The sequence below is a fragment of the Rouxiella sp. S1S-2 genome (genome assembly GCF_009208105.1).
GTDB lineage: Bacteria > Pseudomonadota > Gammaproteobacteria > Enterobacterales > Enterobacteriaceae > Rouxiella.
The window spans coordinates 1,794,656-1,813,414 of the sequence record NZ_WFKL01000001.1; the positions used below are offsets into that span (position 1 = coordinate 1,794,656).

Below are 18,759 nucleotides of genomic sequence, written 5' to 3' on the forward strand. Positions count from 1 at the left end.
ATTTTTTAAATATTTAAAACATTAGGTATACGGGGTTTTTTCGGGGTATTTATACTATCTTCATCGCTGCTTTCAATATATTCTGTGAGGAATGTGTTATCTTTTAAATATTTTTTTACTTCATGTATGTTCATTATAAATGAATTGCTGATGTAATCTTCATCACTACTCTCAGTAGTATTGGTTCTGATTGTGCTTGGGGAAATTTGGTCTTGATCTGATGCTTCATTTACTTTGGTTATTGTTGTCCAATTTTTGAGTGTGGCTGAGTCATCATCACTGGATTCAATTGTAAATGTGCGAGAAGTATGTCCCATGCTTAAAAGTGCACCGTGATTTATTTCTATCTTTTCAATTGTCTCGCTATATAGCATAATATAAGGTTTCATTTTGCATCTCCTGATATAAACTGTTGGTTGGATAATTGCTGTGAGACTCTATAATAATGTTATTTCCTGAGTTACTAGGTTTTACTACTTGTGGTATATAGGAAAGCGACAGCGTGATTATACCAATCACAATTATTCTATACATATACTTTTCTGAGTTTTTTAGTATACCTACAAAATACTCTGTATCATTTTTACTTGCTGTCCAATCTCTATACAATGACTTTGCTAGCGCATCTGATCCACTGTCTGTCCTTAAGTCTTTAAATGAAGATCTGTGAAAACTATTTACGGAAAGTCCTTTTTTTATGAAAAAAGCTAAAGAAATATTGTCAAATATTATAATTAAAATCAAATAATAATAAATTGTTTGAATTATCAAAAATTCGCAATTGAAATTTACAGTAAATAAATAAGTAATTACACCAAAAAAAGCCAGCATAATAGTTAAATAATAGGATATCCTATTATATACATTGCTTATCGAATCATTGCATTCAGAAATACGCTGAGTGAGGAAGGCCTCTTGTTGATTTAATTGATTTAGTTCTAACTTTGATGATACATTTTGTTCGTATTGTTTAACAAGAGTATCAATGCATTGACTACCAATTCTTTTTTGAATCGAATCAAATTTTAAACTATAAAAAAATTTAAAATTTTTCCTTGAAAAGACAGTCGTCCCTATTATTTTATAGGTGAGAAAATATAATATCTTCTCACCTAGCGGGATTTGTAGGAATGATATTCGGAAGTCCCTAAAATTATTTTTCCCATCAACTGTATCAAAGTTCATATCATGTGATACATGCAGTAGCAGCGAGCAATTAAAAATTTTCGCTAAGAAATAAAGAGATTTATTAATCATTTAAATATCTCAATATTGATTTTGATATTTGCAAGTCAGTTTCTTGCTCAAGCCAAGCCCATTGTCCATTTGCATTCATTTCTAAAAAAAACCACTCACATTGGGATATTATAAAATCGAAACAACCAAATTTCAATCCATAATTATCCATGTAATTTAAACATTTTTCTTTGATACTTTGCGGTAATTTATATTTTGAGTATGAAATGATATTATCTTTTTTTCTCCAATCAATCTTGTTCTCTGATTCTATCTTAACTGTGAAGTCCTCTTGGTCAACGAAAGTAGCTCTAATTTCGAAATCCTTGGTTGTATATTCTTGAAAATAACTTGGCGAGAATTTTAAAAAATTCGTACATTTACTCTTATCATAAATATTTGTTTGCACGTATTCTTTCTCATATTGACTTTCAATCAAACCAGAAGATAAAGGTTTGACAATTGCTGTTTCAAACCCGCTTATAGCGATACTTTCATGATTATTTGTTATCAGGTAGTTAGGTATGTTAAAACCATAAGACTCTGCGACTCTTGTTTGTAATATTTTATTGTCAGCCCTTCTCATTAGCGAGGGTTTAGATAAACATCTTCGCTCAAAAGATTCAACAATCCCATCTATTAAAGAGAAAACCTCTCTGAAGCAATGCGTCCAATATTTATAGTCAATTTTTTTATCAAGATCTTCAGGTGTAGGTTTTCTATAATATATTGATTGGCAATTTGACTCCCTAAGTATTCCATTATTTTTTGATGAAATCACAAAACCTTCTCTTGTAAAAGAAATTTTGTAATCAGAAAAAAAGTCTACATTTAGTTTGTAAAAATTGTTTACTCCATGTTTATTAACTATATAGTCGATAGTTTTGTCAAAGCTTGATGTTACTACAAGTATCATTTTGCTCTCCTTTGCAGTATTTTTATAACTTTATATTACAAAAATCCTAACGCGTACGCAAAACATCTTGTAACCTGTTAAGAGTGGTCACTTAACACGGTGCTTACGAAATCCCAACCCTGATCAGTGGGAGTGTTGTTGTTAGTACCAAAAAAAACCCTTTCTCTTACGAGTCAGGGCTTTTTTGTATGTGGAAATAGGCGGCAGTATCCGCGCCTCAACATCGACCTCTCAAGACGCTTACGTGAGCACAAGCAACCTAAAACTCCCTGCTACACACCCGCACCGGATGATACCTATCCAAAAGGCCACTTCCGATCTATGAAAAGTACTTTAAATTCAGATGGTTTTAATCTATTTAACGCCGATTCACTTCAATTTATTCAGACCTTACCCGACAACTGTATCGACCTGATCGCCACTGACCCGCCTTACTTTCGAGTTAAAACCTGCTCCTGGGATAACCAATGGAAAAGTGAGCAAGACTATTTAGCTTGGCTCGATGAGATGATCGGGCAGTTCTGGCGAGTGTTGAAACCGTCGGGCAGCTTATATATGTTTTGCAGTTCGTGGCTGGTGTCCGATACAGAGAGTTTGCTGCGACAGCGGTTGAAAATATTGAATCACATAATTTGGGCTAAGCCCTCTGGCCCGTGGAACCTTCAAAATAAAGCCAGCCTGAGGTGTTTCTTTCCGGCGACTGAGCGTGTTCTCTTTGCAGAACATTATGCAGGGCCTTATAAGCCGAAGAATAATGGCTACACGGATAAATGCCGCGAGTTAAAACAAAACGTGTTTAGACCGTTAATCGACTATTTCAGGGATGCTCGTCGATTTCTCGGTATTTCTTCAAAGGCCATCAATCAGGCCACGGGTAAACAAATGTCCAGCCACTGGTTCAGCGACAGTCAGTGGCAGTTGCCGAATCAGCAGGATTATTGCGCTTTGCAGTCTCTTTTTCAGCGTCTGGCGATTGAAAAATGCCAGGCTGGTGGACTGGGTCGATGCTATCAAGACCTTAAGGCGGAGCATCAAGTTTTAAGTAAAAGCTACCATGAACTACAGAATGAGTATTCATCATTACGAAGACCCTTTGTTGTCTCATCCAGCGTGCCGTTTACCGATGTCTGGCATTATCCTTCGGTACCCTATTATCCAGGCAAACACCCTTGCGAGAAACCGGCGGCAATGATGGACCACATCGTTCAAGCCAGCTCACGCGAAGGTGATGTTGTGGCCGACTTTTTCATGGGATCGGGAGCAACGATAAAGGCTGCCATTAAGCACCGACGAAATTTTATTGGGGTCGAACTGGAGGCCGAGCGGTTCCAGCAAACACAGACTGAAATTCTTGAGGCCCATAGCGGGCCTTTTTCTTTTATGCGTTTCCAGCAAGATGGCGACAGGCGGAGATCATGAAAATGCAAAATAGCCCTTATACGTGGTCAGGATGGGTTGAATTATTCCAATCGTGGTGGCGGGGTGATGTGCCTATAGGTGGTGTGCTTTTATCCGTGGTCATGGCAGTACTGCGGGTGGCCTACACTGGAGGCGGATGGAAAAAAACATTTCTTGAAGGACTAATCTGCGGAGGTCTGACCCTCACAGCAGTCTCTGCTCTCGATTATTTTTCACTGCACAAAGATTTGACTCCAGCTGTGGGCGGGTTGATTGGATTCATGGGGGTCGAGCAAATCCGACGTTTGGCATTTCGTTTTGTCGGCAACCGATTAGATGGTGGGCATCGTAATGAAAATAAGTAGCCAAGGGATCGGTTTGATTAAGCAGTTCGAAGGCCTAAGGCTCTCGGCATATCGATGCAGCGCGGGGGTGTTAACGATTGGCTATGGCCACACATCTAATGTGCAGTCGGGACAAGTAATAACCAAAGCTCAAGCCGAGTTGTTTTTAACAGATGATTTAGTAGTGGTAGAGCGGGCGGTTGGAAGACTCGTAAGTGTCTCATTAACCCAGAACCAATATGACGCAATATCATCGTTTGTCTTTAATCTCGGTTGTCGAAAATTCTCTCGTTCAACGCTCCTCAAGAAATTAAGCATAGCTGATTTTGACGGTGCTGCTAATCAGTTCGGGCGCTGGGTGAGGGCAAAGGGAAAAGTGAGCGGCGGTTTGGTAGCACGTCGTAAAATTGAGGCGGAGTTGTTCCTGTTATGAAAACGATAATGATAGCTGCGGCGCTGGCGTTCGTTGCTGGTGGATGCTGGTGGGCAGAGAATTTGCACTGGACTAAAGAAGTATTCCGTTTGCAGAAGAATCATAGTGTTCAACTCAAGGCTATAAGTGATAGGGCATTGATAGATATCAGTGTTGTTTTAGAACGGACACAATTGGCGCAACGGCTAGCCGCTGAGCTTGATAAAAAATATACCAAGGAGCTGGCCGATGCGCTGGTCAAAAATGAAAAGCTCAAGGCTGATGTTACTAATGGTTCTCGGCGGGGGCTGTTCGCCCGCGCCAATCTTGCCACCTGTCAGCTTGCAAAAGATCGAGCCTCCGCAACCGGCAGCGTGGGCGATGCAGACCAAGTCGAACTCTCTGCAGCTGCTGGACGCACTGTTCTCGCTATCCGGGAAGGGATAGTGAAGGACCAAGCGAAATTGGAGTATTTACAGCGGTATCTGGAAATGGTCGCTACAAAAAATAGATTAAAAATACCGGCAAATACGCCAGTATGAATTTATAATTATTGCCAAATTGGAGCAGTAGATGAATCATAAAATTCTATAACAATATTACGAGAGCTTAAAAATGCATTTGCATTAGCAATCGAGCGTAAGTTTGAGTGGGAATTCTCATCACCATAAATGCCAACAAAAATTTTCTCAACGTTACTTTCCTTAATTTTATCGAAAATATGCCTGTCATTTTCATCAATAGAGTGGCCATGGATAAAAAGATTACCGCTAAGCTTTTTTAAAGACAAATAACATGAATTTAAATAAGGGTTATGTTTTATTCGTTCGAGCTTTTTGTCAGCAGTTGGTTCTGAAACGAACAAAGGGAAGTTACCATTATTAAGATTTGTTCTTACTTGTTCAGAGATACTCTCATTTAAGTTACCATTGAAAGCTATTTTATGAATAGATGTTCCGGTATCGTACAAATGAAGACCACCATGTAAAAAGAAGATGCTCTGTTCTTCACGAGCGATCCAAGTTGTACCCATAAAGCCATCAGAATGGTTGTATCCTAATGGGTGTACTTCTGATTTGTTGATAATCCAATAAAGAAGAAGATCATAGTTTAAGGTAAATACTTTATCAAATTGTGAAATAAAAGGCTTTGCTATAGAATATTGAGGGATAGATACTCTGCTAGATCTCGCTGGATGAGTATCTGAAATTACGTTAATTAACGAGTTTTTCAATTGATTTTTATCTTGCTCAAACTCATCAACAAGGTTTAATTGAGGTCTGTAAATTTCACAAATACGTTTAGCGGAATCTAACGATAGCATTATTTTTTCAAAATCAAAAGTATCAAAAATACTGAAAATATGACGAATTGCAACATCACGTGGACCGAAGTTTGCTGAAGCTAACAGGTTTTTATAATTAAAAATAGCCGCATCCCACGATTGGGAAAAACCATTACCTAACAAGATTGATGGAACTGCACCCTCTAGTGAATCAATTTTTTGATCGAAACTTTCAAATGGCATTTTTATTCCTTAATCGGTTATATGGGAAGATTCTATTTAAATAGTATATCTAAAATTTGATAAAACAAGACCTATAAAATAATTTCATCATGATTGGTTTTTTCATTAATTCATTCCCAAGCCCCTATATATCGCAGGGGCTTCATAATGCGCAAGCAAAGCCGCTCAGCTTCCCCTGCCTGCTCACTCTGAGCTTGGTCGCTGGTGGCTTTTTTTATTCCCGCAAAACCTGCCGATTTCCACGGGTCCTCCCTGACATTTCAATTACCGAGAGGGGGAAACATCGCGGAAAGCGGCTGGTTTTTGAGTTTTTATCGCGACAGCAGCAGGTCCCGCAACCGGCTGTAAGCATTGAGGAATTTCTATTTTAACCTGTCGATTTATTGCTGCGGCCGACATCTCTCCCACCTCTACCATCATGATTTAATGAACAAATCTTGCAAATCACCTGTCAGCGTGAGGCGCTATGTCAACGATAAGCAATCTGGGGGATGCCTATCACTGGAGTGTGGCGAAGATTGCTGAAGCATTTGGATTAAACCGCAGCACGGTGAAAAAGCGTTTGCTGGATGCCAACACAACCATCGCCGCCACGGTGCGCGGCAATCCTGTTTACGCCCTGAAAGATATCGGCCCGATTTTGTTCGCCGCCGACGCGCCCGCCGGTCCTGAACGTCAGCACGACCCCTCGACGATGTCGCCCAAAGATCGCAAAGACTGGTTCCAGTCGGAAAATGAAAGGGTGAAGCTTGAAGCCTCGCTCAAGCAGCTGGTTCCTGCGTCGGACGTGCATCGTGAGATGGCGCTAATCCTGAAATCTGTTTCTCAGGTTCTCGACACCTGGCCCGACAAGCTTGAACGCGACCGGGGTTGGCTACCTGACCAAATAGCTGAAGCGCAGCGGGCTATCGACGAGATCCGTGAGGTGATGGCGGCTGAAATCCTCACCGCCGAGGACGTAGACGATGAGTAATGACCCTTACGCCTCAGCAAGCGCGATTCGTCGGGACGTCTCCGCCTTGCTCAAAGCTCCGCGCCGCATGCCGGTGGCCGATGCAGTCTCAAAATTTATGCGCGTGCCCGACGGCGGCGGCAGTTCTTCACCATGGGACGCCGCCTTAACGCCGTACATCATTGAACCGATGAACTGTCTGGCATCGCGCAGTTTTGATACGGTGGTATTCGTCGGTCCGGCGCGGACGGGCAAAACGATTGGGCTGATCGACGGCTGGATCGTTTACACCATCGTCTGCGACCCGTCAGATTTTCTGCTGATCCAGATGACTGAAGAGAAAGCCCGCGAGCACTCAAAGAAGCGTCTGGACCGCACTTTCCGCGTCAGTAAAGCCGTTAAAAAGCGCCTGAGCCCGCGCACCAATGACAACAACGTTCACGATAAGACATTCCGTGCCGGTAACTATTTAAAAATCGGATGGCCGTCGATCAACATCATGTCGTCGTCGGATTACAAGTTTGTGGCGCTGACCGACTACGACCGCTGGCCAGATGACGTCGACGGAGAGGGCGATGGCTACACCATTGCCTCAAAGCGAAACACCACCTTTATGTCATCCGGAATGACTCTGGTCGAAAGTTCTCCCGGACGCGAAATCGTCGACGGTAAATGGCGGCGAAAATCACTCCATGAAGCTCCGCCGACCACTGGTATTTTGTCGCTGTATAACCTCGGCGATCGTCGGCGCTGGTACTGGCCTTGCCCGCAATGCAGCGAGTATTTCCAGCCGGAGATGGCTGCAATGACTGGCTACCGCGATATTGCTGACCCAGTAAAGGCCAGTGAGGCGGCAATGGTTGAGTGCCCACACTGTCACCTGCAGATCAAACCAAAGGAAAAGCGTCAGCTCAATCAGCAGGGCGTCTGGCTACGCGAGGGCGAGACTATCGATAAACAAGGGCGGCGAGGCGGCGAGCCACGCCATTCCCGTATCGCCTCTTTCTGGATGGAAGGTCCCGCAGCGGCCTACCAGACGTGGGCGCAGATGGTTTACAAATTGCTCTGTGCCGAGCAGGTTTTTGAGACCACCGGCAGCGAGCAAACCTTGCGCGCGATCATCAACACCGACTGGGGTCGGCCCTATTTGCCGAAGGCCGCCGGTGAGCAGCGCCGCAGTGATGAACTGATGGCGCGCGCCAAGGATTACGGCAAACGACTGGTGCCAGTCGAAGTGCGGTTTCTTATGGCCGCCGTCGATGTGCAGGCCGGCAAGAATCGCCGGTTCGTGGTGCAAATTATCGGTTACGGCGAACAGGGGGAGCGCTGGCTGATTGACCGCTACAACATCAAGCAGTCCTTACGTTGTGACGATGCCGGCGAGTCTTTACCCATTCACCCTGGCGCATTTGCAGAAGACTGGGACCTGCTGATATCTGATGTTTTAAACAAATCCTACCGGTTGGCTGATGATGATGAAAAACGCATGCCGGTGCTGGCGATGGCCGTCGACACCGGCGGTGAAGATGGTGTGACCGATAACGCCTATAAATTTTGGCGTCGATGTCGCAAAAACGGTTGCCATAAACGGGTCTATTTAGTGAAAGGCGACAGCAACCGCCGTCAAAAATCCGTCACCAAAACCTATCCCGACAACTCTGAGCGTAGCGACCGGCGGGCAGATGCACGCGGCGATGTGCCGGTGTATTTACTACAAACCGACATATTCAAAGACCAGCTTAAAAATTCACTGGATCGCGACGTCCCTGGCACAGGATTTATTCATTTCCCCGCGTGGATAGGCGAGTGGTTTTATGACGAGCTGACCTATGAAGAACGCGGCCTTGACGGCAAATGGAGTAAGCCGGGCAAAGGTGCTAATGAAGCGATGGATCTTTTCTGCTACGTCCACGCTATCGCCTTTCTGCGTGGCTATGAGCGAATTAAATGGGAAAAGCCGCCTGCCTGGGCCGAGATCCAGAGTCTTAACCCCAACGTATTTACCGAAAACGCATCCGGAGATCCGCACATCGTGACAACCCAAAATAGAAAACAATCGTCTGACCCCGCACCAGCCAAACAAGCCAGCAGTGGCGCATCCGGTTGGTTAACTGGCGGCAGTGGCGGCGGACAAGGCTGGCTTTCATGACCGTTACCGAAGTCAAAACCATGCTCGATTGCGTGCGGCAGGCCTATCAGGATTCACTGGACGGCAAAGCGGTTTCCTTCACCGGCCTCAACGGCCGCGCGGTCACCCATCATGACCCGGTTGCCATGCGCAAGGAGCTGGAGTATTGGGAAACGCGCTATCAGCGGGCGATTAAACCTAGCGACACACATAAGCTGGCCCGATTTACATAAGGCGAAATGATGAACCTGTTAGAAAAGGGTATTGCGCTGTTCTCGCCTGGCTGGGCCTCGACGCGCGCCAAGCATCGCAATCTGGTGAACGCCTATGAAGCCGCCAGCCCATCGCGCCTGCACAAAGCCAAAAAAGAGACACAGTCAGCCGATAACGCGGTGTTTGCAGGCGGTGTGTCACTGCGCGAACAGGCGCGCTGGTTGGATGAAAACCACGACATCGTGATCGGCATTCTCGACAAGCTCGAGGAGCGAGTGGTCGGCGCGCGAGGTATTCAAATTGAGCCGCAGCCGTTGACCTTTGACGGCAAGTTACATGAAGCATTCGCCTCGACGCTCTCTACGTGGTGGTCTGAGTGGTCAATAAGGCCAGAAGTTACCGGTCAATACACCCGTGCCGAGATGGAGCGAATGTTGCTACGTTCGGCATTACGCGACGGTGAAGTGTTTGAGCAACTGGTGCGCGGTCCTGTTGCCGGTCTCAATCATGCCACTAAAATTCAACTCTCTATCGAAATGCTCGAAGCCGATTTTGTGCCGTTTACCGAAAGCCTCAGTGAGTCGACGCAGGTCCAGCAGGGCATTGAAATCAACAGCTGGGGCAGGCCCGTGGCCTATAGCGTTTACAAATATCATCCCGCCAGCACCGTGCGCATGACCTCCGGCGCCAAACGGGTACGGGCGGAGAACATGCTGCATCTGGCGATGCGAAAACGTCTGCATCAGAAGCGCGGTGTCAGCTTGTTGCACGGCGTGATCACCCGACTGGCCGACATTAAAGATTATGAAGAATCCGAGCGCGTCGCCGCCCGTATTGCTGCTGCGCTGGGGTTTTATATCAAACGTGGCGATGCCGCGAGTTGGGAGCAGGGCGACGAGCAGGATGAAGAAACCAAAAATCGGCTATTCGATATCTCACCCGGAATGATTTTTGACGGCCTAAAGCCCGGTGAAGATTTAGGCATGGTCGAATCCAATCGACCGAACGTACATCTCTATGAGTTTCGCAACAGCCAACTTCGTGCCGTCGCCGGGGGCACACGCAGCAGTTATTCCAGCATTGCCCGCGACTACAACGGCACTTATTCCTCTCAGCGACAGGAGCTGGTGGAGGGGTTTGAAGGTTACAACGTGCTGCAAAACTGGTTTGTGGGCCAGCACAGCCGACCGATTTATCGCAGTTGGATAGATATGTTCAAACTCTCAGGCATTCCCATTCCAGACGACGTTGACCCCGCCTCGCTTTATAACGCGATTTATCTTGGCCCGGTAATGCCCTGGATTGATCCGGTGAAAGAGGCGCTGGCGTGGAAGGCGATTGTGCGCGGCGGAGCCGGTACCGAATCTGAATGGATACGTGCCCGTGGCCAGTCGACGCAGGAAGTCAGGCGACAGCGCCTGCGTGAAATTGAATATAACCGCGAGCAAGGTCTGATTTTTGACTCTGATGCAGCCAACGACTCAGGAGCAAAAAGTAATGAGCTATCCGACGATGACGACGAACCACCGAAGAAAAACAAGCCTGATTAACCCGCGAGCCACACTGTCAAATGTGGCCAAAATCGAAAGCTGGTACCAGATTAAGGCCGCAGATCAAACCGGCGGAATGGTTGAAGTGTACCTCTACGACCTGATCGGCTCGTGGGGAATTTCAGCCCAACAGTTTCTCAGTGATTGCAGGGACAGCGGCGTGTTTACAGCCTCGGCGATTGAGTTGCACATTCACAGCCCCGGCGGCGACATCATGGACGGCTTCGCGATTTTTAATACTTTCGGTCGTCTCACCACACCGATCAATATCTATATCGACGGCGTCGCAGCCAGCATGGCCTCGGTGATTGCTTGCCTGCCGAATGCCACGCTCCACATGCCGGAAAATGCCTGGCTGATGGTGCATAAACCGTGGGGTGGCGTTGCTGGAGATGCGGACGAAATCCGCGATTACGCCGAGTGGATGGATCGCAATGAATCACTGCTGGTGTCGGCCTATGAGAATAAATCCGGCCTCGGCCGCCAGGAAATTGCCGCGTTGTTAAAAGCGGAAACGTGGATGAACGGGGTGGAGGCCAAAGAGAAGGGCTTTGCCGACATTATCGAACCGGCGCTGGTCGCGGCTGCTTCACTCAATACCAACAAATTAAAGGAATATAAAAATATGCCTCAGCAAATTAATGCCCTGTTTGGCGCGCGAGCCACCGCGCCAGAAATTCCGGTTCCTGTAGTCACCGCAGCGCTACAGAATATCGATATCAACGCGTTGGCAGTACAGCTGCAGCAGCAAATGCAGGTCGCCAACACAGAACGCATTAGTAAAATCAACGCGGTGTTTGAGGCCTTTCCTCAATTTGGCGAGTTAAAAGCGGCATGCCTGGCTGACATTGTTTGTACCGACAGCGGTGCGCAGGAGAAATTGCTCAAAGCACTTGCCACGGGTACCACGCCAACTGCCGGGCACAATGCGCATATTCACGCCGGTAACGGCAATCTGGTGGGCGATTCTATCCGCGCATCAGTGATGACCCGCGCGGGTTACGCAGAAGCTGAAAAGGACAACGATTACAACGGCTTTACCCTGCGCGAGCTGGCCCGCGCGTCATTGACTGACCGAGGTATCAGCCTCTCTGGGCAATCTTCCCCAATGGCGATGGTCGGCATGGCATTTACCCATTCGCGCTCGGACTTCGGAAATATCCTGATGGACGTGGCGCACAAGGCAGCACTGCTCGGCTGGGACGAGGCGGACGAAACTTTCGATAAATGGACCCGCAAAGGCACGCTGACAGACTTTAAAACCTCGCACCGCGTTGGCCTTAACTCGATTGCCTCGCTGCGTAAAGTTCGCGAAGGCGCGGAGTACAAATACATCACTGTCGGCGACAAAGCCGAAGAGATCGCGCTGGCCACCTATGGCGAATTGTTCTCCATCACCCGCCAGACCATCATCAATGATGACCTGCATATGCTGACTCGCATCCCGATGGGCATGGGCAGTGCGGCGCGTGCCACGGTTGGCGATTTGGTTTACGCCGTGCTGACCGGCAATATGAAAATGAAGGACGGCAAGCCGCTGTTCAGTGGTGACCATAAAAACTTGGTAGGCGCGGCGCTGGATATCGAGGGACTCGATCTGGCCCGTAAGACGATGCTGTTGCAGGAGTCGAATGGTCGCAAACTGAACATCCGCCCGGCGTATATGCTGGTGCCGGTGGCTCTGGAGTCTCGGGCCAATCAGCTGATTAAATCAACCAGTGTGCCCGGTGTTGATGCCAACAGCGGCATTGTTAACCCAATCCAAAATTTCGCCACAGTGATCGCCGAGGCGCGGTTTGATTCCTTCAATAATAAGGAGTGGTATCTCTGCGCCGCGCAGGGACGCGACACGATAGAAATCGCCTATCTCGACGGTGTCGACGCCCCATACCTCGAACAGCAGCAGGGATTCACTATTGATGGCGCTGCTTTTAAGGTACGTATCGATGCCGGTGTCGCACCGATAGATCATCGTGGATTAATTAAATCGACCGGTACTAAATAAGACTATTTGCAGCCTTAATCAGCGAAACAGAGTCATTACTGATATGGATATTGCTGTAGGATGCATAAAGTAAAAATAATTATGAGAATTATAAATGCTGGGTCATACGCATGATATTTTACATCACGAACTTCAAGGTTTTGATGTTTTTAAATATACGGACATACGATTCAATTTTTTTGGAGAAAAAAGTAGGGAGATTGTTTTTAAATTGGTTTTTTGTAAGCAAAATGAATTCTGTAATTCAATATTAAAACAGTTTTGTGGAGATGAACTAAAATCGCCCATAATTAGCGCTGTTAGTTTTTATAATGTTAAAGCGGAAGATAACGATCAATGTAATTCTTTATTTGAAAAGCCTCCGGATGCGCCAAATCTTTCCGCTTCTGAAGCATTATACGTCTATCATACGTTAGTTGACATAATACTCAGAATAGCTGATTATGAATCTATAGATATTTTGACGTTCCAGGCATATAGCGAGAAACTCAGGCGAGTGTACGACAGGCTTGTTAAAAAATATGCTAAGTCCAAAAATCTCCAAGTACATGCCGAGGGGGCTTTTTATGTCATATGGACAAGAAAAAAATACGATGGACATTGATTACAAAGCAATTCGTGAACAGAAAACAGCACAGTTCCTGCAATTTCTTGAAGCTAAGAAAAAAGCTGAGCAGAACGGTGAAGTCGTGACAAAACGAATTCAATAAATCTTCATAAATATTGAAGGTCCCTGAATGGGGCCTTTTTGTTTTATAGCACTACATCCCTAAGGGACGGCTTCGGCCGTCCCTTTTTCATTTCTATCGAGGTAAATCATGGCAAAAAACCATTTGCAGGACGGCAATACGCTCGACTGGAGCAATGGCAGCGATACGAAAGTGTTCTCAGGACAGGCGGTTATCTTGGGTAGCATTGTCGGCGTGGCGTGTAGCGATGTTCCTGCCGGTAGCGCTGGCGTATTGTTTATGTCGGGCGTGTTTACGCTGCCTAAAGTCCCGGCTGAAACCTGGAAAATTGGCACTTCGTTGTTCTTTCATCCTTCTGGCGCTCTGACCGTCAATTCTAAGGAGGGAGCGGATAAGCCGGTTTGGTTCGCCCGCGCCGGAACCGCGTGGTCAGCACAGGAGGCGGGTGACTCGCAGGCATTCGTTCGCCTGGGATATTGATGAGCCGCTTCTTAATGAGAATGAAAACTGTCGACAGGCAGGTCGACCGGCAATTTGCCGAGCAGCAGCCGGTGTTTTTGCTTATAGATTCTGAGAGACGGCCAGTCACCGGCATTTTTGAGAGTCCGGATGCGTCAATGAAAATCAGCGGCGGTGGTGAGATAGAAGACTGTGCTCCGGCGTTCAGCCTCTATACCGCCGACATGAAGGGGCTGAAAAAGCGTCATCAAATCCTTATGGGGACCGAAAGTTGGTGGGTGACACATGTAGGCTCGGATGAAGCGGGGCGGACGCGCGTTCGGCTGGCAAACGGAGAGCCTGGCAAACCTGCCCCAGTGATAGATAGCTGGAGCAAATAAGATGTCCGGACGCGAGCGTCTATTACAGCGCAATTTGCCTGTCGATATCGATTTAGGCGCATTGCAAAAGATTGCGGTTTCGGTCAGAGCAACCCATAAACAGTATATGAGTGCCTACGGTCGCGCTCTGAGCCGAACAGCCGCCACGCTGCGCAAGCGGGCAATGGCCGACATTAAAACCGGCTTGGCACCGCGAAGTTTGGTAATGGTTCGCAAGCGCCTGCTGTCGTTTCGCTTGATGCGCGGCGCGGCGCTGGATGAAGGGAAAATCTGGTTAGGACTGAACGCTGTCAAAGTGAAAGACCTTAAAGGTCGCATCCGTGGACGAGTTCGCCCACATCATGACCTGCATTCACCAATAACCGGCCGTTTTATCGCTGGACGTCGCAAAACCACTGAGACAGGCTTCGATCCGAAAGGCAGCCTGCTGTCGTCACAAAATTTCATCAATGGTGAAGTGGGGCGCACCCGCAGCGGCAGGCGAACGGTGGTAATACGCGATCCCCAAACTCGCCGTACCAAAGAAGCTGAAGTCGATATCTACGAGCCAATGCTTAACGTCATTGAAGACAACGCCTTCGCCGATGTCCCCGCGATTTTCCTTCATCATTTTGAAACCGATTTACGAGGCCGCATTAAGGCCCGCATCTCTCTTTAAGGAACCCTATGGCCGAACCGCTGCTGCTGGGCGCTTATCACCGCGCCGTTCTCGGCTCATTGAGAAAATTATCATGGGTAAAAGATGCCGATACTTATCCCGAAAAGATCACCCAGCTGGTTACCCCAGCCGTTTACCTCTCGGTAGAAGGCTGGGACCCAGCTGCAACGTCAGCGGGGCAAACCAATGTTTCGCTGAGTGCTTCGCTTTATGTGGTCATCGACCGCTCCAGCGACATCGAAGAGAAACCGGATATTTACGTGCGTGCAGCAGCGGCGGACATCACCCAATGGATTGAGGGGCAACAGTTTGGGTTACCACACATTGAACCGGCGATTTTCATGGGAGCGTCTGAGGACAACTTTGATCCAAACATGGATGATTATCTGGTCTGGCGAATTTCCTACGAACAATTGGCCGCGTTTGGGGCAGATCCTACTGCTATCACTAGCGCGCTGATCAAAAAAGCTTATTTGGGCGTAGTACCCGATGTTGGAGAAGAACACGTTGCCGATTATCGATTGATTTATCAGGCTAAAATCGAGGCGCTGGAACAAGATGGAGCAACTGCTCGGTGATTTACAGCGACGGCTGGCCAACATCGTTCGGCGAGGTGTGATCCACTCGGTTAAGCATGTCGGTATCCCCAAATGTCGCGTCACCATCGGCGAGCTAATAACCGGCTGGCTGCCGCTGTGCCAGAGCTTCGCGGGCGCTAACCGTTCCGACTCCAACCCTTGCGCCGTTGGCGACCCTGTCACTGTGCTTTCAGAAGCCGGAGACCTTAAAAATGGCCGCGTTTTCCCAGGCTGGAACACCGGACAAATGCCAGTTCCTACCGGCAGTGAAAGCGAGCACATCACCCAATTTGCTGACGGCACTGAAATCCGTTACGACCGTGCCGCGCATGCGTTGACTATCAAACTGACTGAAAACGGGACTTATAAAATCACAGGCAAGGGCACGCTCGAGGGACCGGTCGAAATCACTGAAACCCTAACCGTGCAGGGTGAAACGAAGCTTAATGCCGATACTGCCGTGAAGGGGAAAATCGGTGCGAGCGGGGATATTTCTGACGGTGAAGGGTCAATGGCGAAGGTTCGTGAAGTCTACAACAGCCATAACCACCCCGGAGATAGCGGGGGAACCACGAATAAACCGAACCAACCTATGTGACCTGCTGCGGCAGGTTTTCTATTTCTGGCGCTTATTTACAGGAGGTCGGATGGCCGAATTACATGGCGTTGAAACCATTGAGATTATTGCAGGTACTGTGGCCGTTACTACCATTGCGACTGCAGTGATTGGATTGGTTGGCACCGCGCCTAAAGCGTCGAAAGGTACTCAGGCGACCGGTTCGTACAGTACGCCGCTGCTGCAAAATCAGCTCTTATTTAAGAGCAAGCAGCCAGGCCGATTACGTAATCAAATGCGGGTGGTGGCTATCGGCGCTAAACCGGATGCCAAAATTCCAGCGCCAGTACCCACCGTCGCGGCTTATAAAGATGCGACGCTTACTGTCACGCTGGGTTGCGACGCCACTGGAAAAATCACGGCCACCGCCGCGCAGGTTTTTAATACCGTAAATGGGCTAGCTGTGAGTGAGATTTTAATGGAGAGGACGGCGGCGGCAGGCATTGTTATGCCTTTTGCCTTAACGCTCTCCGGCGGCGAAGATGAGCCTTTCCCACTTAACAAACCGGTGGCGATTGTCGGCACAACGCAAATGAAAAAGCTGGGTGAGGCCGGTACGTTGCATCAGGCGTTGACGGATATTAATGACCAGCGTACGGCGCTCATCATTGTGGTTCGAGTCATTGAAGACGCCGATGTTGCCAAACAGCGCGCTGCATTGCTGGCGGGTATGCAAAGCTGGTCTAAGACCAAGGCTTTAACCGGTTATCAACCCCGCGTGCTGATAGCCACCGGTTTTAGTGAAGACGACGTCATCGGCAAGGGGCTGGAAACAGCGGCCAACAAGCTGCGCGCCGTTGCTTACGTTGACTGTGCACCAATGGCCACTGCGGCCGAGGTGGCGCAGCGTCGGCAAACGTTCGGTGCGCGCGTTGAACTTTTGCGCTCCCGAGTGTGTATCGCTAACGCCGCCGGAGAGCTGGTTTACCTGCCGTACTCTGCCCGTGCCGCCGGGCTACGCGCCCGCATCGATATGGAACGCGGCTGGTGGTGGAGTAAGTCGAATCAAGACATTTATAATATTCTTGGCGTCGAGCAGGTCGATGAATTCATTCTCGGTGAGCCAAATTGCCAGGCGAATCTGCTCAACATGGAAAACATCAGCACCATTATTCGCCGCGACGGCTTTAAGCATTGGGGAAACCGGCTTTGTACCTCTAATCCGCAATGGCGTTTCGAGTCGGTACGCCGCACGGCAGACGTTATCGAAGACAGCATCCAGGAAACGGTGATGCTCTACAACGACCGGCCGCTTGATAAGCAAAACGCTGATGACATTGTCGGCACTATTAATGCCTATATACGTCAGCTGGTGGGGCTTAAGGCGATATTTGGCGGCAGAGCCTGGCCGGACGAGGAGTTGAACACCGCCGAGTCACTGGCATCGGGCGTTATCTATATTAATTATGATTTCGGGCCAAAATCGCCCACCGAGCGCATCTCTTTGCGAGTGCGTGTGAATAATGATTACGCCCTGCTGGAGATGGACACTCAATGAATAAAAACACGCTTCGTGTCTGGACTTTCTTCACCCAGCGTGGCCGTGTTGCCGGTGCGCATGAATACACACCACCCGAACTGTCTATCTTAAAAACAGATATTCGCACCGGTGCACAGGACGCCCCAACGCCGCTGGACGACGGTATGGAAGCGCTGAATTGTCAGGTTAAGTTCTACGGTATAGATACCGACGTGCTGGCCAGCTTCGGGTTCATCAGCGGACGTCGGCCACGCTTCACCGCCTACGAGGGTTATCTCAGCAACGGACTGGCGCTGGGCACGATGGAAGAGATCGAAGGCTTTGTGCAGAAGGTATCGCGGGATCCGCGCGGTAATCAGGGGATGTCAGAGAACGCGGTCACTGTCGATATCGCCATCAGCTATTACAAGCAAAGCCTTGAAGGCGTAGAGCTGTTTGAGATAGACACCGAGCGGTTTATCCGCCGCGTTAACGGCGTGAATCAGCTCGGTGGATTGGCGGCCAAGGTACGACTTTAGCTAATGGGTTTGACCTGCTCCCCGTGATACTACACAACTTGATTATTTACTCAGCCTAAAGTCTGGGCGGGCCTTTCTGTCCTTAAGTAAACCCTCGTTATCAAAATAGCGGCTGGGCCAAATCTCCGAGGGATGAACGTTCAGGCGGTTAGCGATCAGCCATTCGCCCTTGGGCCAAGGGCGAATTAACGCATTAGCCAGAGTGGAAGAACTTAACCGATTTTGACGAGAAAGTGCTGCTAAGGTGGTGTTTGCTTTGTGCAGTGCTGCAATGATGTCGGCATGATGCCAGTTGTCCCTTTCCATATTCATCCTTAAAAACTGTTAACGATACACGTCCAAGTAACTTCAAAGTTGTTAAATATCCTAATTTGGGATATTTGGCTTTATGGAAGATATTCGATTTTGGGATATTTTTCAAAGGGAGATTACTTGTATGGCATCCGTTTACGCAGAAGACTATCAATATGTGATCAGCATGCTGAAAAAGGCGCGTAAAGACAGAGGAATTACACAGGTTCAGCTATCGGAAGCGTTTGGTCGACCTCAGTCCTTCATCGCCAAGGTTGAGAACGGCGAGAGAAGACTGGATATCGTGGAGTTTTTACATCTGTCTCGGTTATTGAACCTCGAGCCGAGCGCGGTAATAGATAAGATCTACCGCAAACGCGAACCGCTTAAACTGTAAAAGGGCGGGAA

23 protein-coding genes are annotated in these 18,759 nt (G+C 48.2%); 18 read left to right on the plus strand and 5 right to left on the minus strand.

Going from position 1 to position 18,759, the window contains the following annotated elements:
- Nucleotides 1-5 precede the first annotated feature (5 nt).
- The 3 genes from GA565_RS08325 to GA565_RS08335 are packed head-to-tail and all read right to left on the minus strand — an operon-like array spanning nt 6 to nt 2,152.
- Nucleotides 6-389 (minus strand): hypothetical protein, encoded by a 384-nt coding sequence (locus GA565_RS08325; RefSeq protein WP_152198088.1) that lies wholly within the window; start codon nt 387-389, stop codon nt 6-8.
- Nucleotides 364-1,257 (minus strand): hypothetical protein, encoded by an 894-nt coding sequence (locus tag GA565_RS08330; RefSeq protein ID WP_152198089.1) that lies wholly within the window; start codon nt 1,255-1,257, stop codon nt 364-366. The genes GA565_RS08325 and GA565_RS08330 overlap by 26 nt, the downstream gene beginning before the upstream one ends.
- Nucleotides 1,250-2,152 (minus strand): hypothetical protein, encoded by a 903-nt coding sequence (locus GA565_RS08335; protein WP_152198090.1) that lies wholly within the window; start codon nt 2,150-2,152, stop codon nt 1,250-1,252. Before GA565_RS08335 ends, GA565_RS08330 begins: the two co-directional genes overlap by 8 nt.
- Before the next feature lie 321 nt (nt 2,153-2,473).
- Here GA565_RS08335 and GA565_RS08340 point away from each other — a divergent pair, with 321 nt between their 5' ends.
- Genes GA565_RS08340 through GA565_RS08355 form a run of 4 tightly spaced genes read left to right on the plus strand, consistent with a single transcriptional unit; the run spans nt 2,474 to nt 4,848 of the window.
- A complete protein-coding gene (locus tag GA565_RS08340; RefSeq protein WP_152201371.1) occupies nt 2,474-3,571 on the plus strand; it encodes a site-specific DNA-methyltransferase in 1,098 nt (365 codons plus the stop codon).
- A complete protein-coding gene (locus GA565_RS08345; protein WP_055778880.1) occupies nt 3,568-3,915 on the plus strand; it encodes a phage holin, lambda family in 348 nt (115 codons plus the stop codon). Before GA565_RS08340 ends, GA565_RS08345 begins: the two co-directional genes overlap by 4 nt.
- Entirely contained in the window at nt 3,902-4,327 is a 426-nt protein-coding gene (locus GA565_RS08350; RefSeq protein WP_152198091.1) for a lysozyme, read from the plus strand. Before GA565_RS08345 ends, GA565_RS08350 begins: the two co-directional genes overlap by 14 nt.
- Nucleotides 4,324-4,848, plus strand: a complete 525-nt coding sequence (locus tag GA565_RS08355; RefSeq protein ID WP_152198092.1) for a lysis system i-spanin subunit Rz — start codon at nt 4,324-4,326, stop codon at nt 4,846-4,848. The genes GA565_RS08350 and GA565_RS08355 overlap by 4 nt, the downstream gene beginning before the upstream one ends.
- Nucleotides 4,849-4,856: 8 nt before the next feature.
- Here GA565_RS08355 and GA565_RS08360 read toward each other — a convergent pair whose 3' ends face one another.
- Nucleotides 4,857-5,834 (minus strand): DUF4917 family protein, encoded by a 978-nt coding sequence (locus GA565_RS08360; RefSeq protein WP_152198093.1) that lies wholly within the window; start codon nt 5,832-5,834, stop codon nt 4,857-4,859.
- A 466-nt stretch (nt 5,835-6,300) separates the two neighbouring features.
- On the opposite strand from GA565_RS08360, the gene GA565_RS08365 reads away from it, so the two are divergent.
- The 13 genes from GA565_RS08365 (at nt 6,301) to GA565_RS08425 (ending at nt 18,060) form a co-directional block, all read left to right on the plus strand.
- Nucleotides 6,301-6,807, plus strand: coding sequence for a DUF1441 family protein (locus tag GA565_RS08365; protein WP_152198094.1), 507 nt, complete (start codon nt 6,301-6,303; stop codon nt 6,805-6,807).
- Nucleotides 6,800-8,935 (plus strand): phage terminase large subunit family protein, encoded by a 2,136-nt coding sequence (locus tag GA565_RS08370; protein WP_152198095.1) that lies wholly within the window; start codon nt 6,800-6,802, stop codon nt 8,933-8,935. The genes GA565_RS08365 and GA565_RS08370 overlap by 8 nt, the downstream gene beginning before the upstream one ends.
- A complete protein-coding gene (locus GA565_RS08375) occupies nt 8,932-9,147 on the plus strand; it encodes a hypothetical protein (RefSeq protein ID WP_152198096.1) in 216 nt (71 codons plus the stop codon). Before GA565_RS08370 ends, GA565_RS08375 begins: the two co-directional genes overlap by 4 nt.
- A 9-nt stretch (nt 9,148-9,156) precedes the next feature.
- Nucleotides 9,157-10,677, plus strand: a complete 1,521-nt coding sequence (locus GA565_RS08380) for a phage portal protein (protein ID WP_152201372.1) — start codon at nt 9,157-9,159, stop codon at nt 10,675-10,677.
- Complete coding sequence (locus GA565_RS08385) at nt 10,625-12,682, plus strand: ClpP-like prohead protease/major capsid protein fusion protein (RefSeq protein ID WP_226950926.1); 2,058 nt, start codon at nt 10,625-10,627, stop codon at nt 12,680-12,682. Before GA565_RS08380 ends, GA565_RS08385 begins: the two co-directional genes overlap by 53 nt.
- Before the next feature lie 94 nt (nt 12,683-12,776).
- The gene (locus tag GA565_RS08390; protein WP_055778856.1) at nt 12,777-13,286 is read left to right on the plus strand and encodes a hypothetical protein; all 510 of its coding nucleotides are present in this window, start codon (nt 12,777-12,779) and stop codon (nt 13,284-13,286) included.
- A 214-nt stretch (nt 13,287-13,500) separates the two neighbouring features.
- A complete protein-coding gene (locus GA565_RS08395; protein ID WP_152198097.1) occupies nt 13,501-13,851 on the plus strand; it encodes a DUF2190 family protein in 351 nt (116 codons plus the stop codon).
- 14 nt (nt 13,852-13,865) lie between these two features.
- Nucleotides 13,866-14,210: a head-tail joining protein gene (locus GA565_RS08400; protein WP_226950927.1), complete on the plus strand. Its 345-nt coding sequence runs from the start codon at nt 13,866-13,868 to the stop codon at nt 14,208-14,210.
- A gap of 1 nt (nt 14,211) precedes the next feature.
- Nucleotides 14,212-14,868: a hypothetical protein gene (locus GA565_RS08405; RefSeq protein WP_152198099.1), complete on the plus strand. Its 657-nt coding sequence runs from the start codon at nt 14,212-14,214 to the stop codon at nt 14,866-14,868.
- An 8-nt stretch (nt 14,869-14,876) separates the two neighbouring features.
- A complete protein-coding gene (locus GA565_RS08410; protein ID WP_152198100.1) occupies nt 14,877-15,446 on the plus strand; it encodes a hypothetical protein in 570 nt (189 codons plus the stop codon).
- Nucleotides 15,427-16,044: a phage baseplate assembly protein V gene (locus GA565_RS08415; RefSeq protein WP_152198101.1), complete on the plus strand. Its 618-nt coding sequence runs from the start codon at nt 15,427-15,429 to the stop codon at nt 16,042-16,044. Before GA565_RS08410 ends, GA565_RS08415 begins: the two co-directional genes overlap by 20 nt.
- A gap of 49 nt (nt 16,045-16,093) precedes the next feature.
- Nucleotides 16,094-17,560, plus strand: a complete 1,467-nt coding sequence (locus GA565_RS08420) for a phage tail sheath C-terminal domain-containing protein (protein WP_152198102.1) — start codon at nt 16,094-16,096, stop codon at nt 17,558-17,560.
- Nucleotides 17,557-18,060, plus strand: coding sequence for a phage major tail tube protein (locus GA565_RS08425; protein ID WP_152198103.1), 504 nt, complete (start codon nt 17,557-17,559; stop codon nt 18,058-18,060). Before GA565_RS08420 ends, GA565_RS08425 begins: the two co-directional genes overlap by 4 nt.
- Nucleotides 18,061-18,102: 42 nt before the next feature.
- Here the strand turns inward: GA565_RS08425 and GA565_RS08430 are convergent, their stop codons facing one another.
- Nucleotides 18,103-18,372, minus strand: a complete 270-nt coding sequence (locus GA565_RS08430; protein WP_152198104.1) for a helix-turn-helix transcriptional regulator — start codon at nt 18,370-18,372, stop codon at nt 18,103-18,105.
- Nucleotides 18,373-18,496: 124 nt separating this feature from the next.
- Between GA565_RS08430 and GA565_RS08435 the strand changes: the two genes are divergently transcribed.
- On the plus strand, nt 18,497-18,748 hold the full coding sequence (locus GA565_RS08435; protein WP_055778815.1) for a helix-turn-helix domain-containing protein: 252 nt from the start codon (nt 18,497-18,499) through the stop codon (nt 18,746-18,748).
- Nucleotides 18,749-18,759 lie beyond the last annotated feature (11 nt).